Origin of the sequence: Rhizobium esperanzae (assembly GCF_002204185.1) — a bacterium.
In the GTDB taxonomy this organism is placed as follows: domain Bacteria; phylum Pseudomonadota; class Alphaproteobacteria; order Rhizobiales; family Rhizobiaceae; genus Rhizobium; species Rhizobium esperanzae.
This window is the reverse complement of sequence record NZ_MXPU01000003.1, coordinates 107,345-122,664: the sequence shown is the minus strand read 5'-3', so window position 1 is coordinate 122,664 and position 15,320 is coordinate 107,345. Positions and strand designations below refer to the sequence as shown.

Sequence of the window (15,320 nt, the reverse complement as noted above, 5' to 3'; positions counted from 1 at the left end):
TCCGCCCTACGGGCTGCGCACCTCAGCATGAGGGCGGTGGAGTTTGCCGCAAAAAAAGGCGGCCCTTTCGAGCCGCCTTCAATTTCCTCACGCCGCCAGCGAAGCAATGTCGATGACGAAGCGGTAGCGGACGTCGCTTTTCAGGACGCGTTCATAGGCTTCGTTGACTTGATCGATGTTGATTTTCTCGATCTCGGAGACGATGTTGTGCTTGCCGCAGAAATCCAGCATTTCCTGGGTTTCCTTGATCGAGCCGATCATCGAGCCGGAGATGCTCTTGCGGCCAGGGATGATCGAGAAGGCATGCACCGGGATCGGGTTCTCAGGCGCGCCGACGACCACGAAGGAGCCGTCCACCTTCAGGAGGCCGAGATAGGCGTTCCAGTCGATCTCGGCGCTGACGGTGCAGATGATGAGATCGAAGGTGCCGGCGAGCTTGGTGAAGGTTTCCGGGTCGTTGGTGGCGTAATATTCCTTAGCGCCGAGCTTCAGCCCATCTTCCTTCTTGGAAAGGCTCTGGGAGAGAACGGTGATGTCAGCACCCATGGCCGAACCGAGCTTGACGCCCATATGGCCGAGGCCCCCCATGCCGACGATCGCGACCTTCTTGCCGGGGCCGGCATTCCAGTGACGCAGCGGCGAATAGAGCGTGATACCGGCGCAGAGCAGCGGCGCGGAGGCATCGAGCGGCAGATTGTCCGGGATGGACATGACGTAGCCTTCCCTCACCACGATAGAGTCGGAATAGCCGCCCTGCGTCCTCGTCTTGCCGTCGGCTTCGAAGTCGTTGTAGGTGCCGCAGAGACCCGGCATGTACTGCTCGCGGTCGAGGTCGCGCTCGGCGCAGCCGACGCAGGAATCGACGAAGCAGCCGACGCCGACGCGGTCGCCGACCCTGAACTTGGTGACGGCCGAACCGACGGCCGAGACGATGCCGGCGATCTCATGGCCGGGCACGATCGGATAAACGGCGTTCTTCCATTCGTTGCGGACGGTGTGGATGTCCGAATGGCAGATACCGGCAAACTTGATGTCGATGACCACGTCATCGGGATTCGGGTTGCGGCGCTCGAAGGTGAAAGGGGTCAGCGGCTTGGAAGCGTCGGTGGCGGCGTAGCCTCTTGCAATAGGCATGGGAACCTTCCTTTTCGTTTATGGGAGGGGTTGAGCGGGATGGCGGACTATTGCCTGGAACGGCGGGAGAGGGTTAGAGCGATCCTCTCAGCTTTTTGCACGATCCTGCAAAAGTGAGGCGCCTATCTGTTTGCGAAACGGCCAAGGCACTCTAGATAGGAGCGGTATCGACGGCGTCGGACAATCGACAGAAAGAGTTGCCGCATGACCTTGCCCTTCAGCCCCTATCAGGAAATCGTCGACATCGCGATGCGTTTTGCACCTGGCGACGGTGAGTTCGCGACTGCCATCGGCAATCTTCATGTCAGCCGCCGCTCCAAGCCGAGCGATCCCTTACACAGCAGCTACCGCCCGTGTTTCGCCTTCGTGCTGCAGGGGGCGAAAAGCCTGCAGCTCGGCACGGAGCAGATCAGCTACGGGACCGGCGACTATCTCCTGACCTCGCTCGACCTGCCGGTCGCCTGGCGGGTCACGGAAGCGAGTCCCGAGGTGCCGCATCTCTGTCTCGGGCTGGCAATCGATTCCGAGAAACTGCTGGAGTTGCTCAGCCGCATCGACGTTCCGCGGCCGGCTGCCCATACCGACGGGCAGCGCGGGATGGTGGTGAACGTCGCGCCGCCGGAGCTGATGGATGCCGCCGTCCGCCTGCTGCGCTTGCTCGATCGCCCAGGCGACATTCCCGCCATGGCGCCGCTGATCGAGCAGGAAATCCTTTACCGGGTGCTGACTGGGCCGCACGGCGCGCGGCTGATCAACATCGCCACAGCTGACAGCCACAGCAACCGGATCGCACGCGCCGTTGCCTGGCTGAAGGAGAATTTCGCGCGGCCGCTGCGCATTGAGGATCTTGCCGAACGCGTCAATATGAGCGTGTCGTCCTTCCACCATCATTTCAAGTCGGTCACGGCGATGACGCCCGTCCAATATCAAAAGCAGCTTCGCCTGCACGAGGCGCGCCGGCTGATGCTCGTCGAGCGTCTCGATGCCGGCACGGCCGGCCACCGGGTCGGCTATCAGAGCCCGTCGCAGTTCAGCCGCGAATACAGCCGCCTTTACGGCGCTTCGCCGGCCCGCGATGTCGACGGCGTGCGCGAGATCATCGCGGCGGAATAGCGCTAGGGACGTTCGGCGGCTGCTGCCGGCCCGCCATTAAAGGATGTTTGACGTTTCCCGGCTAGGCTGGCGCCAACAATCAAGCAGGCACCGTCGTCCGCATGACGCAAACACCGTTCCTTTCGATCGTCGCGCCTTGTCACAACGAGGAAGAAGGCCTGCGCGAATTCTGCCGCCGCGCCGCCGCCGCTGCGCAGAGCGTCGCCGGCGACGCCTTCGAACTCATTCTCGTCGATGACGGCTCATCTGACGCTACTTGGGAAATCATTTCGGATCTGGCGGCAAAAGTGCCGCAGGTGCTCGGTGTTCGCCTGCTGCGCAATCACGGCCACCAGCTGGCATCGACGGCGGGTCTTTCGGCGTCACGGGGCGAGCACGTGCTCCTGATCGACGCCGATCTTCAGGATCCGCCCGAGCTGTTGTTGATGATGATGCCGATCATGGAGCGCGGCGCCGACGTCGTTTACGGTCAGCGCACACGTCGCGAGGGTGAAACCTGGTTCAAGCTCGCCTCCGCTTCGCTTTTCTATCGTGCGCTCTCCAGGCTCGCTTCCGTGAGCATCCCGCGCGATACCGGCGATTTCCGGCTGATGCGCCGGCGCGTCGTCGATATCCTGCTGGCGATGCCGGAGCGCGATCGCTTCATTCGCGGCATGGTCAGCTGGATCGGCGGCAGGCAGGTGGCGCTGCCCTACGAGCGCGACGCGCGTTTTGCCGGCACGACGAAATATCCGCTGCGCAAGATGATCAATTTCGCCCTCGATGCGATCACCAGCTTTTCGACGACGCCGCTGCGCATTGCCACATGGCTCGGCATGATCAGCGCCGGTGTGGCGATGGCGTTGCTCGTCTATACCTTCGTTCGCTGGCTGCAAGGCGAGACTGTCACCGGCTGGTCGTCGATCATGGCCGCCGTCAGCGCCTTCAGCGCCATCCAGCTGATCTGCATCGGCATCATCGGCGAGTATCTCGGCCGTCTGGTGCAGGAGAGCAAGAGGCGGCCGATGTTCATGGTCGAGACGATCCTGCGGGGCGGCGACCAGGCCGAACTGCCGACGACTTTTTCTGAAATGAGCGCCGGCGACCGGCGCGCCGCGCTGGATTCGGCCTTCGCGCCGGCAGAGTTGCCGCGGCCGCAAAAGAGCAACCGGATCAAATAATGAATCGAATTGCTGCGCCTGTTCATGCCGCGGCCGTGCCGGAGGATTTGATCGCCCGGCAGGACTCCACCATTGCGATCGCCGTGTTCGTCGCGCTTGCGGCTGCATTGGTCGTCCTGTTTCACTTTCCGCCGGTTCTCGACTACGCCAATCACTACGCCCGCATCTGGCTGCTTTCGGGCGGCATCGGCGAACAGCCGTTTCCGGAGATCTATACGGTCGATTGGAACCGCACCTTCACCAATGTCGGGATCGATCTTCTTGCGACCTGGATAGGGCCGCTTGTCGGGGCCGACAGGCTGGCGCGGGCCCTGCTTTTCCTGGCGATCGTGCTGCCGCCGCTTGGCGCGATCGTGCTGCACCGGACGCTTTTCGGCAGCCGATCCTATTGGCAGATTGCAATGCTGTCGCTTGGATGGTGCGCCACGATGATCGGCGGCTTCATCAACTTCCAGATCGGCCTCGGCATGGCCTTGTTCTTCGCCTGCGCCGACCTGCGGCTACAGCGCCGAAATTTTGCCCTGCTGTTTGCCTGGCGGCTCGCCGCCGCACTGCTGCTGACGGTGATGCACATCTTCTCGCTGGGCTTCTATACAGCGATCGTCTGCGGCCTCGAATTTTCCTGGCGCATCGACATATTGCGATCAAAGGCCGCTTTGGCGAGGCTTACCGGCCGATTGGTGCTGGCGATCAGTGCCTGCGCCCTACCGCCGCTCGCGTTGTACCTCCGCACTGCTGCTTTACCAGATGCCGGGGGGAGCGGCCTTGGGCTTGCCTGGAACGATGGCGTCATCCTGATCCTGATAAACCTTGTCTCCGCCATCACGACCTATGTTCCCTTGGTAGACGTCGTGCTGTTTCTGCCACTGATCCTCATCTGCACGCGGGCCGCACGTATGGGCGACATGCAGGTGCATGCGGGGCTTGCCGTTACCGCCTGCGGATTGTTGCTTCTTTCCTGTATTTCGCCGCGACACGCTCTCGGCACCGGCTGGATCAGCTGGCGCTTTCCGATCATGACGGCGCTCGTCGCCATGGCGATGGTGTGCCCGTTTGCCAATTTGACACGCCGACAGGCGCTGTCGCTGGCGCTGGTCATCAATCTTGCGGTCTTCGGCCGAGCCGGCTGGATCGGGTGGAATTGGTGGCTTGCGCAGAAAGATGTCACGGCTGTTGAGGCTGTGCTGAGAAAGATACCCGCCGGTACGGCCGTGCTGCCTCTGGGGCATGAACCGGAGACCGCCAGCAGCCTTGCCCATTCCAATCGGCACTTTGCCTGGGGATTGGATACCTTCAGGCATCTGCCGACGCTCGCCGTGCCGTTCTCGCACGCTTTCGTGCCGACGCTCTTCACGGCAAAGGGCAAGCAGCCGCTTTCCGTCCTGCCGCCATGGTCGCATATCGCAGTTCCCGAAGGCAATCTGGTGTCGATCGCCGTACTTTCATGCCCGGCAATGATGCGGGAATATTTGGATTTTACGCCCTATCTCTCGGATTGGCACAGGCGTTTCGATTTCATCCTCGTTGCCAATGCCGATATCCCCGACCGTTATGTCGGCAGCTTGATGCCGGCGGGACTGACGCTCATCGAGGATGCCGGTTTCGCGCAGCTTTATGCGATCGACAAGGTAATGCCGGCGGAACCTCTCTCGATCCCGGTCGGTTGCGCTAGAGCGTCTTAGAGCGGTTCAGCTTTTCACGGAAGTGCAGAACCGCTCTAAGCTTTTGGATTTACGCTCCAGGCTGCCGATGCCGTGCCTGTTCGGCTCTACGAACTGCCGGTCGTCCTGAGATCGAGCGCTAGCTGTCGCGCCTGGCGGGCCGTGTCCTCATCGCAGATCAGCACGTTCCCCAGACCTGACAGCAGCACGGCGGCGATGGCCTGCGCCTTGTTAAGGCCGCCTGAGGCGAAGATGACGTTCGGAATGGCGCGCAGCGCTTCGAGCTCGGGAGCGATCGCGCACCTGTTTATCGCATGGTCGATCGGCCGCCCCTTCTTATCGACGAACTGGCCGAGAACATCGCCGCAGGCGCCGGCTGCGACCAGTTCCTCAATATTGAGGCTGCTCGGCAGGCCGTAGCGCATCAGTAGCGAGCGTTCGGTCATGTCGCCGATGCTGAGCACGATGACGTCATTGGCCTCGATCTGCCGAAACGCCGTTTCAAAAACGTCCTGCTTGATGATCGCGGTGCGCGACTCCGGGCTGCCGGCGTAGATCGGCGCTGCGAGATAGGCGCATTCGGCGTTGAGCTGGCGAGCGAGATCGCTCGCAATGTCGAACGTATTGATCTCGATGCCGTGCGTCAGCCCGCCCATGACCGAATTGACGCAGAGATCGGGCCGTCTCAGCGACGGCATGTGACGAACCATTTCGCGTAGCGTCGCCCCCCAGCCGACGCCGACGCCGCGGATGTTGCCGCCGTTCAGCAATTGTACGAGATAATCGGCGGCCGCCTGGCCGAGCAGGACGGGGATGAGTTCCGCATCTTCGGGAGTCGGAACGATGATCGCCCGATTGAGGTTGAATTCCGCCGCTAGCTGCTGCTCCAGGGCGACGCAGGAGGTGAGCCGGGAATTGAGCGTGATCGTCACGAGGCCGGAGCGGCGCGCCTCGGCGATGATCTTGTTGACGCGAAGCCGGTTGGTCGACAGCGCTTCGGCGATTTCGCCCTGCGTGCGTCCCTCCATATAATAGAGCCAGACGACGCGCACCTGCATCTGCTCGTCGGGGAGCGCTACAGGCGCAAGAGAAGCACTTCTGTTCTGTGACATGCGATAAACTGCGCCTCCGCTTCGACGCCATGGATCCTCAAATCCCCGGCGGTTGTCAATCGCAGGGGGGCGCCGTCATCCGGTCAATCGGTTCGCCGCCCCGTCGTCCGGTTGAAGGGATGCAGATCATCCCTTCTCACATGACAGGAAATGCACTCACCCTCCTGCATCCGCTGATCGGTGGAAACGCTCGCCACGATGCGCCTATCGCTGCCGTCGATGCGCAGATGCACGTTGTTCTCATCACCAACGGTCTCGATCAATTCGACATAAGCGTCGAACTGGAGATCACGTGCCGACCCGGCACCGAGATAGACCGCGCCCGGCCTGATGCCGACGAGATCCGTATCTTTCGGCAGCGGGAGGTCGCAGGGGCCGAGCTCATCGAGTTCGATCAGGTTCATCGGTGGAGAACCGATAAAGCCCGCGACGAAGACGGTTTCGGGGCGGCGATAGACCTCGATCGGCGTGCCGATCTGCTCGATCCTGCCGCCGTTCATGACGACCAGCCGGTCGGCCAGCGTCATGGCTTCGAGCTGGTCGTGCGTCACATAGAGGCTGGTCGTCTTCAGCTGCCGCTGCAACCTGCGAATTTCGACGCGCATCTGCACGCGAAGCTTCGCATCGAGATTGGACAGGGGTTCGTCGAAGAGGAAGGCGGCGGGATCGCGGACGATGGCGCGGCCCATGGCGACGCGCTGGCGCTGGCCGCCCGAGAGCTGGCGGGGGCGCCGCTCGAGGAATTCGCCGATTTCGAGAATGTCGGCGGCGTCAGCGATCCGCCGGTCGATCTCGTGGCGCGGAACGCGGCGGTTCTTGAGGCCGTACTCGAGGTTCTGCCGAACGGTCATGTGCGGATAGAGCGCGTAGTTCTGGAAGACCATCGCAATGTTGCGGTCGGCCGGATCGACATGGCCGACGTCGTTTCCTGCTATCCTGAGGTGCCCGGAGCTTACGGCCTCGAGGCCGGCAATCATCCGCAGCAGGGTCGATTTTCCGCATCCCGAAGGCCCGACCAGCACAATCATTTCGCCGTCCGCGACGCTGAGATTAATCCCTTTTACCGCGGGAACCGGTCCGTAATTCTTCCTCAGGTCGATCAGTTCGATAGCCGCCATGCATCCCTCCTCCGGGGTCGTCATACATTTGTAACATGCTATTGACATTTGTAACAAGTGACCCCAACCTTGTTTTATCGCCACTCTGGGAGGGGGTTGACCGGCGCTCGACGCACCGGTCGGCGAACAACGGCAATGGAGAGGAAAACGAAATGACGGCAATGTCTTCGATAGGGTCCCGTGTCGGGCGGACGATCCGGTCATTCGCGGCGGGCGCTGCCCTGGTGACGCTCGGATTGGCAAATGCAAGCCACGCCAGCGCCGCCGATCGTGTCAAGATCGAATGGTGGAATGCGGCAGGCGGTCGCCTGGCCGAGATCACCAACCAGCTGATTAAGGACTTCAACGCCTCGCAGGACAAATACGAGGTCGTCGGCATCGGCAAAGGCAATTATGAAGAGACCATGGCGGCAATGGTGGCCGCCTATCGCGTCCATCAGCAGCCCGTGCTGATCCAGGCGGCCGAGCGCGGCTTTCTGACCATGTACAATTCCGGCGCGATCATTCCGGCGCCGGAGTTGATGGAGAAGGAAGGCTACAAGATCGACTGGAATGATTTCGTCGCGCCGGTCGCCGGTTTCTATCTGGTCGACGGCAAGCCGGCGGCGATGCCCTTCAACAGCTCGACGCCGATCTTCTGGTACAATGCCGATCACTTCAAGGCAGCTGGCTTCGACAAGCCGGGCGAGACCTGGCAGGAGCTCGACAAGCAGCTGCGTGCTATCAAGGAGAAAGGGGTCTCGAAGTGCCAGATGGCGCTTGCCAACGACTTCTACTGGAGCCTGATCGAGAACTATGCTGCGATCCAGGACCAGCCTTACGGCACCAAGGCGAATGGCTTCGGCGGCCTCGACACCGAATTCATCTTCAACAAGAGCCCGTTGGTGGTCGGTCAGGTGACGCGCTTGAAGACTTGGATGGACGCCGGCATCCTGCAGATGGCCGGGCAGGGGCTCTCGCCCGACCAGCTCTTCACCTCGGGCACCTGCTCGACCTATGTCGCCTCCACCGCGGCGCATGCTGCCGTCGAAAGCGGTGCGAAATTCAATTGGAGCGCGACCTTCCTGCCGCATGAGGAAGGCATCGAGCCGAAGAACAGCACCATCGGCGGCGGCGCGCTTTGGGTCCTGAAAGGCAAGTCGGAGGAAGAATATGCCGGTGCTGCCGCCTTCCTGAACTTCGTTGCCTCACCGAAGACGCAGGTCTGGTGGAGCAAGCAGACCGGCTATGTGCCGGTAACCAACGCCGCCTATGAGCAGGCCAAGTCCGAGGGCTATTTCAAGGACCACCCGACCCGCGAGATCGCCATTCTCCAGCTCACACGCGGTACCCCAACCGACAACTCGCGCGGCTTCCGCTTCGGCAATCACAATCAGGCGATGGCGCTTCTGGTGGAAGAGATCCAGGGTGTCTGGACCGGCCAGAAGACACCACAGCAGGCGCTGGATGCCGCGGCGGCCCGCGGAAACCAGATCCTTCGCCAGTATGAGCAGCTTCATGCAGCAAAGTAGGACCTTGGGAAAGATGGAAGGCGCCGTCAGGCGCCTTCGCGTCCCCGATCTTCTGTCGACGGGCCGCTCGGTCGCGCAGCCGTCGGAGGCCGGATTGAAGTCCGCCCACTTCAACAAGCCGTGGCTCGCCTTCGGCCTGGTTGCGCCTCAACTGCTGATCCTCCTGTTCTTCTTTTTCATACCGTCCTACAAGTCGCTATCGCTGGCCTTCGTTCAGGTCGATCCCTTCGGGGGCACGCAGATTTTCGTCGGGCTCACAAATTTCTACAATCTGTTCGCAAGCCCGGAATATCGCGCCAGCGCGCTGTTCACGCTCTGGTTCACCGTCGCACAGAATGCCGCAACGCTTCTGCTTGCCGGTCTCTTTGCTTTCGCGACCGATTTCGTGATCAGAGGCAGGGGGATTTACAAGAGCATCATCCTGCTTCCCTATGCGATCGCGCCGGTTATATCGGGCGTGATCTGGGCCTTCCTGTTCAATCCGGCGGTTGGACCGATCGCTCAGCTTCTGCACGGGTTCGGTTTCGAATGGGATCCGAACCGGCGACCTTTCGATGCGCAGCTTCTGGTGACCATCGCTTCTGTCTGGAAGAATGTCTGCTACGACTACATCTTTCTGGTCGCCGCATTGCTCGCCGTGCCTGTCTCGCTTCTGGAAGCGGCAAAGCTCGACGGCGCAAGACCGGTCCGACGCTTCTTCACGATTTCACTTCCGCTGATCTCGCCGACGATCTTCTTCCTCGTGGTGATGAACTTCGTCTACGGCCTGTTTGAAACCTTCGGCATTATCGACGCGGTCACGCGTGGCGGCCCGGCGGGGGCGACGAACAGCCTGGTCTACAAGGTCTATCAGGACGGCTTCGTGCAACTGGATCTCGGCTCGTCGGCCGCCCAGTCCGTGCTTTTAATGCTGATCGCCATCCTGTTCACCATCGTTCAATTCCGCGCCCTCGAGCGCAAGGTCAATTACCAGGTGTAGCCATGCCCGAACGCCATCTCGGTCTTTCGATCTTCTGCCACGCGATCTTGCTCGTCGGCGCGGTCTTCGTCTGCCTGCCTCTCTACTTCGCCTTCGTCGCCGGCTCGCTCACCTTGCAGGAGGTTCAGCAGGCGCCGTTCCCGGTGGTGCCGGGGTCGCATTTTCTGGAAAACCTGGCGTCCGCCTGGCAACAGGGCGAGTTCTCGCAGCTGTTCCTGAATTCGATCATTGTCACCGCCGGCATCGTCATCGGCAAGCTAGCGATCTCGCTGATTGCCGCATTCGGGGTGACCTATTTCCGCTTCCCGTTTCGCATGACGGCCTTCTGGCTCATCTTCGTGTCGCTGATGCTTCCGGTCGAGGTCCGCATCATCCCGACCTATGAGGCGGTCGCCGATGCTGCCGGGCCGGTCCGTTGGCTGGCCGGGGTGATCGGCCTTTCCGGTGTCGTCGAAGGGCTGACGGGCTACAGCATTGAAGCCTCATTAAAATGGAACATGGTCAACAGCTATGCCGGGCTGATCCTGCCGCTGATCGCCTCCGCCTCGGCAACCTTCCTGTTCCGGCAGTTCTTCCTCACCGTTCCCGACGAGCTTTGCGAGGCGGCCAAGCTCGATGGCGCCGGTCCCCTGAAATTCTTCAAGGATATCCTTCTTCCGCTGTCGAGCGCCAACATCGCGGCCCTGTCGATCATCCTGTTCCTCTATGGCTGGAATCAGTATTTGTGGCCGCTGCTCTTCACGACGGACAAGGAGATGGGGACCGCTGTCCTCGGCCTGAAGCAGCTCGTTCCCGTTTCGGACTCCGCGCCTGCCTGGAACATCGCGATGAGTGCTGCGCTGCTCGTCATGCTTCCGCCGGCAGCCGTCATCCTCTTCATGCAACGCTGGTTCACCAAGGGGCTGGTGGACTCCGGAAAGTAGATGCCGAATCTTAAGGATATTCAGACGATGGTGCATATCATCGGCCACCGTGGTGGCCGCAATCTCTGGCCTGAGAACAGTCTTTCGGGCTTCCGCAAACTTGCGCAAATGCCGGTCGATGGCGTGGAATTCGACATCCACCTGACGCGCTCGGACGAAATGCTCGTCATTCACGACCCGACGCTGGAGCGCACGACGGATGCGCGCGGCCTGGTCGCAGATATCGAACCCGGAAAACATCGTGAAATCCGTCTCAAGGACAGCGACGGGGAGGCGATCCCGACGCTGGAAGAGGTCCTTGCCATCTTCACGGCCACGCCGCTCGAGCTTCATATCGAACTGAAGACCCATGCCGATGGCACGCCTTACGAGGGCCTGGCCGCCAAGGCGTTCGCCGCCGTCGAGCGGCTTGGTCTAAAGGAGCGCTCGATCCTGACGAGCTTTCATCCCGACGTGCTTGCCGATATTCGCAGGGCCGCTCCCGGAATTCGCACCCTGTCGTCCTTCGACGCCAAGTCGGCCGAGCGCCCCGGCCTTGCGAGCGGCCTCTGCCTGATAAAGCAGTGCTCGGATATTATCGCAATCGAAAAATCGCTGCTCCAGGCGAAGTGGGACGAGATCACCCAACTCGTGCCGCTCGACCGGCTCGGCGCCTGGGTTCCCAACGAAATGAGCGATCTCGAATACTGGCTTGCCAAACCGATCCGGCAGATCACCACGGACCGGCCGGATCTCGCCCTGCAGGCGCGGAGGTGAGGCATGCTCGATAGCCGCATCGATCATCCCGGCACGCGAGGCGCCATGGACAGCATCGACCTCGTGATCTTCGATTGCGACGGCGTGCTGATCGACAGCGAGCCGATCGCCAGCCGCACGCTCGCGGAAACGCTGCAAGGCGCCGGTATTGCGATCAGCGCGGCGGAGGCTCATGTCAAATTCACCGGCAATTCGGAAAGCGTCATCGCTGAGATGTGCCGGCGCGAATACGCAATCAGCGATGTCGAGGCGCTGTTCGAGAGGTGGCATCTCCATCTGTTCCAGGAGTTCGCCCGTTCGCTGAAGCCGATTGCCGGCATTGCCGAGGTCGTCAACAACCTCGACCGTCCGAAATGCGTCGCCTCGAACAGCACGATGCGGCGGCTGCGCAACAGCCTCGGCAAGCTCGATCTCTGGAGCGCCTTCGCCGAGGACGTGTTCAGCGCCGAAGCTGTCTCGCGGCCGAAGCCGGCACCCGACCTGCTGTTGCATTGCGCCGAGCGCTTCCGGGCCCGTCCGGGCAAGTCAGTCATGATCGACGACAGTGTCCATGGCGTGGCGTCGGCAATCGCCGCAGGCATGACGGCCATCGGATTCGTTGATCCGGCCGATCCGAGGCCCGGCCGCCGCGCGGTGCTCGACGCCGCCGGAGCGGCCGCCGTTGCGACAGGGGCGGGGGAGCTCACCGCCATTCTCGAAAATGTCGGGAGGAGGCTGTGACGGCATCTGCCCAGCGCGTTGGCCTCCCTTGCCATGGCGCCGCGACTGCGTAATGTCAGCCTCCCTGGAGGCGATCTTTCCGGACATAGAGTTTGAAATCCGGCTGAAACTGCCCATCAACCCGATCGCAGGCGATCTGAAGCGAGAGACCATGAGCGACACATTCCACACACCGGAGGCGGATGCCAGATATGTCATCGGCGTCGATGTCGGCACCGGCAGCGCCCGGGCGGGCCTGTTCGATATGGCCGGCAGCATGCTGACCTCCGCCAAGCGCAATATCAGCCTGTTTCATGAGGCCGGTTCCATCGTCGAGCAATCGAGCAGCGAGATCTGGCGCGCCGTTTGCGCCGCTGTGCGGGAGACGGTTGCCGCAGCCGGCGTCGACCCGGCTTCGGTGGTCGGACTGGGCTTCGACGCCACCTGCTCGCTCGTCGTTCTCGGCAAAGGCGGCAAGCCGCTGCCCGTCGGGCCTTCGGAAGACCCGGAACGGGACATCATCGTGTGGATGGACCACCGTGCCGTCCCGCAGGCGGAGCGCATCAACGCCTTCGGGCATGATGTGCTGCGCTATGTCGGCGGCCGCATCTCGCCCGAGATGGAAACCCCCAAGCTTCTCTGGCTCAGGGACAACCGCCCCCAGGTGTTCGACGCCGCCTGGCAATTCTTCGACCTTGCGGATTTCCTCACCTGGCGGGCGACCGGCGACCTCTCGCGCTCGACCTGCACGGTCACCTGCAAGTGGACCTATCTCGCCCATGAGAAGCGCTGGGACGGCAGCTATTTCCATCAGATCGGCCTTGGCGTGCTGGCAGACGAAGGCTTTGCCCGCATCGGCACCTCCATCGTCGAGCCGGGTTCGGCGCTTGGCGAGGGACTGAACGCGGCTGCGGCCGAAGAGCTCGGCCTGGTACCGGGCACGGCCGTCGCGGCCGGGCTGATCGATGCCCATGCCGGCGGCGTCGGCACCGTCGGCGCCGATCCGCAGGCCAATCTTGCCTATGTCTTCGGGACGTCCTCCTGCACGATGACCTCGACGGCGGAACCGTCTTTCGTTTCCGGCGTCTGGGGACCTTACTATTCGGCGATGGTGCCGGGGCTCTGGCTGAACGAGGGTGGCCAAAGTGCCGCCGGCGCGGCGATCGACCACCTTCTCTCCTTTCATCCGGCGGCCGGAGAGGCGAAGGAGCTCGCCAGGAGCGCCGGCGTTGCGCTGCCGGTCCTGCTTGCCGACATGGCCGCCGGCAAGGCGGGCCGTGCCTCCGATGCCGTCAGGCTGGCGGCCGGGCTGCATGTCGTTCCCGAATTCCTCGGCAACCGCGCGCCCTTTGCCGATCCGCATGCCCGGGCTGTTATCGCCGGTCTCGGCATGGAGCGGGATGTCGACAGCCTCGTCTCGCTGTACGTCGCCGGGCTTTGCGGCATCGGCTACGGCCTCAGACAGATCATCGAAACGCAGGCCGAGGCGGGCGTCACCGTCGAAAACATCGTCATCAGCGGTGGCGCCGGCCAGCATGATTTCGTCCGCCAGGTGCTTGCCGATGCGAGCGGCAAGCCGGTGGTCGCGACGAAGGCCGAGGAACCGGTGCTGCTCGGGGCGGCCATCCTCGGGGCCGTCGCCGGCCGGCAATTCGCCGATGTGCGCGCGGCGATGAGCGAGCTCACCAGGGTGGAAACACGCTTTAAGCCGTCTGAGGGTGAGATTTCGGATCTCCACCGCAAGCGCTACGAAGCCTTCAAGGAGCTTCAGACGCTGGCGCGCAAGCTTCGCAGCGATGGCTGAATACTGCTGCGCCACAAGCGCGTCGGGGCTAATTGTTGATGGCGATGATCGCCCAATGGCTTTCCTCGCAGGCGTTGTCGTCGCAGACTGCACCCATCCAGACGGCGCCATTTGCGAGCATGACGCCCTCGCTGTTGACGAAGAGATCCTCATATTGCTGGCGCCCGACCGCGCTGCGGGTCTCCGGAGTCACCAGATCGTCGAAATTCTCGATGAAATCCTCGGCGTTTTCGACATCATGGGTTTCGCCATCTGCCTTTACGCTCAGCGGATATTCAGCAAGGCCGGCGATGGTCTCGGCGGCGCCGGAGCGCATGGCCAGAACAAGCTGGCGCAGCGGCCGGTCGAAGCCCGCGGCATTGCCGTGCAATTCCTCGATGCGGTTATAGACCTCATTCTCCGACTGTGCGGCGGCGCGGCCGGTGAAGGGCGTCGTTGCCAGGAGCATCACTCCGGCTAAGAGAAGGGCAGCAGATAGACGCGACATGGAAGGCTCCCGGCAAATGACATTCTGCAGCATTATGCAATCTCAATCCGGCGTCCGCCTATCCAATTCTGGTGCGGCACCGGCCTTTCCCGTATAAAAATCTGCCGGGCCTGCTTGACGGCCCGATCGGATTGCCGCATAAAGTCCGCGAACCGTACCGTACGGTACGTACGTGGGAGCCATGACCGTGTCCGTCGATACCGCAGAGCCGAGCGAATTTTCGTCGCGCCAAAACGCCGTTCTGGAGCAGGCGCTGCGGCTGCTCGTTGATGGCGGCGAGAAAGCGCTGACGACCTCGGGTGTTGCGCGCGCTGCCAATTGCTCGAAAGAGAGCCTCTACAAGTGGTTCGGCGACCGCGACGGGCTGCTCTCGGCAATGATCGCCTATCAGGCGAGCAAGGTGCGCACTTTCGAGCGCAACGGCGAAAGGCTGACGGCGGCGAGCCTGCACGACCATGTCGTCATTTTCGCGCGCGACCTGCTGGAGGTGCTCGCAGGCGACGTCTCGCTGGCGCTGAACCGACTGGCGATCGGACAAATCAACAAGACGGAGGCGAACCGCGACGGCTCGAAGCTCGGCAAATTGCTGCTGGAACGCGGGCGCCGCCAGATCGACCGGCGCGCCATGGCGCTGATCGATGCCGGCAAGAGGGCAGGTCTGCTGCGTTTTTCCGATGCCGACGAAGCCTATCACACGCTTTACGGCCTTGTTGTGTCCGACCTGCATGTACGCATGCTGCTCGGCGAACCGGGCCTCAAGGATACCGCGCGCCAGGCGGAGAGGGCGGTGACCGCCTTCCTCCGGCTTTACGGCACGGAGAAGGTTCTGGCGGAGATGCCGGTTCTCGGCTGATTTCGCCTTA

Annotated in this window: 14 protein-coding genes; 10 read left to right on the top strand and 4 right to left on the bottom strand. The window is 62.3% G+C overall.

All coding sequences use genetic code 11. The features are described 5' to 3' along the window. Window positions 1-87: 87 nt before the first annotated feature. A complete protein-coding gene (locus B5E41_RS04975; protein ID WP_088391548.1) occupies window positions 88-1,134 on the bottom strand; it encodes an NAD(P)-dependent alcohol dehydrogenase in 1,047 nt (348 codons plus the stop codon). A gap of 204 nt (window positions 1,135-1,338) precedes the next feature. Here B5E41_RS04975 and B5E41_RS04970 point away from each other — a divergent pair, with 204 nt between their 5' ends. The 3 genes from B5E41_RS04970 to B5E41_RS04960 all read left to right on the top strand — a co-directional run bounded on the left by B5E41_RS04970 (window position 1,339) and on the right by B5E41_RS04960 (window position 5,089). Next, window positions 1,339-2,247: an AraC family transcriptional regulator gene (locus B5E41_RS04970; protein ID WP_088391546.1), complete on the top strand. Its 909-nt coding sequence runs from the start codon at window positions 1,339-1,341 to the stop codon at window positions 2,245-2,247. A gap of 101 nt (window positions 2,248-2,348) precedes the next feature. Beyond that, a complete protein-coding gene (locus tag B5E41_RS04965; protein ID WP_088391544.1) occupies window positions 2,349-3,407 on the top strand; it encodes a glycosyltransferase family 2 protein in 1,059 nt (352 codons plus the stop codon). Next, window positions 3,407-5,089, top strand: a complete 1,683-nt coding sequence (locus tag B5E41_RS04960; RefSeq protein ID WP_088391542.1) for a hypothetical protein — start codon at window positions 3,407-3,409, stop codon at window positions 5,087-5,089. The genes B5E41_RS04965 and B5E41_RS04960 overlap by 1 nt, the downstream gene beginning before the upstream one ends. A gap of 86 nt (window positions 5,090-5,175) precedes the next feature. On the opposite strand, the gene B5E41_RS04955 is transcribed toward B5E41_RS04960, so the two are convergent. Then, entirely contained in the window at window positions 5,176-6,180 is a 1,005-nt protein-coding gene (locus B5E41_RS04955) for a sugar-binding transcriptional regulator (protein ID WP_088391540.1), read from the bottom strand. Window positions 6,181-6,263: 83 nt separating this feature from the next. Continuing rightward, window positions 6,264-7,298: a sn-glycerol-3-phosphate import ATP-binding protein UgpC gene (locus B5E41_RS04950; protein ID WP_088391538.1), complete on the bottom strand. Its 1,035-nt coding sequence runs from the start codon at window positions 7,296-7,298 to the stop codon at window positions 6,264-6,266. A 152-nt stretch (window positions 7,299-7,450) separates the two neighbouring features. Here B5E41_RS04950 and B5E41_RS04945 point away from each other — a divergent pair, with 152 nt between their 5' ends. From B5E41_RS04945 to B5E41_RS04920, 6 genes are all read left to right on the top strand, one after another. Further along, window positions 7,451-8,809, top strand: coding sequence for an extracellular solute-binding protein (locus B5E41_RS04945; protein ID WP_088391536.1), 1,359 nt, complete (start codon window positions 7,451-7,453; stop codon window positions 8,807-8,809). 13 nt (window positions 8,810-8,822) lie between these two features. After that, window positions 8,823-9,788 carry an ABC transporter permease subunit gene (locus tag B5E41_RS04940; protein ID WP_176439343.1) on the top strand — a complete coding sequence of 322 codons (966 nt, stop codon included), beginning with the start codon at window positions 8,823-8,825 and terminating at the stop codon, window positions 9,786-9,788. A 2-nt stretch (window positions 9,789-9,790) separates the two neighbouring features. Beyond that, window positions 9,791-10,711 (top strand): ABC transporter permease subunit, encoded by a 921-nt coding sequence (locus B5E41_RS04935; RefSeq protein ID WP_088391534.1) that lies wholly within the window; start codon window positions 9,791-9,793, stop codon window positions 10,709-10,711. A 27-nt stretch (window positions 10,712-10,738) separates the two neighbouring features. After that, a complete protein-coding gene (locus B5E41_RS04930; RefSeq protein WP_088391993.1) occupies window positions 10,739-11,467 on the top strand; it encodes a glycerophosphodiester phosphodiesterase family protein in 729 nt (242 codons plus the stop codon). Window positions 11,468-11,470: 3 nt separating this feature from the next. After that, window positions 11,471-12,187, top strand: a complete 717-nt coding sequence (locus B5E41_RS04925) for an HAD family hydrolase (RefSeq protein ID WP_088391532.1) — start codon at window positions 11,471-11,473, stop codon at window positions 12,185-12,187. A 151-nt stretch (window positions 12,188-12,338) separates the two neighbouring features. After that, the gene (locus B5E41_RS04920) at window positions 12,339-13,970 is read left to right on the top strand and encodes an FGGY-family carbohydrate kinase (RefSeq protein ID WP_088391991.1); all 1,632 of its coding nucleotides are present in this window, start codon (window positions 12,339-12,341) and stop codon (window positions 13,968-13,970) included. 28 nt (window positions 13,971-13,998) lie between these two features. On the opposite strand, the gene B5E41_RS04915 is transcribed toward B5E41_RS04920, so the two are convergent. Continuing rightward, window positions 13,999-14,457, bottom strand: a complete 459-nt coding sequence (locus B5E41_RS04915; protein ID WP_088391989.1) for a hypothetical protein — start codon at window positions 14,455-14,457, stop codon at window positions 13,999-14,001. A 181-nt stretch (window positions 14,458-14,638) separates the two neighbouring features. Between B5E41_RS04915 and B5E41_RS04910 the strand changes: the two genes are divergently transcribed. Further along, window positions 14,639-15,310, top strand: a complete 672-nt coding sequence (locus B5E41_RS04910) for a TetR/AcrR family transcriptional regulator C-terminal domain-containing protein (protein WP_176439340.1) — start codon at window positions 14,639-14,641, stop codon at window positions 15,308-15,310. The last annotated feature ends 10 nt before the right edge of the window (window positions 15,311-15,320 follow it).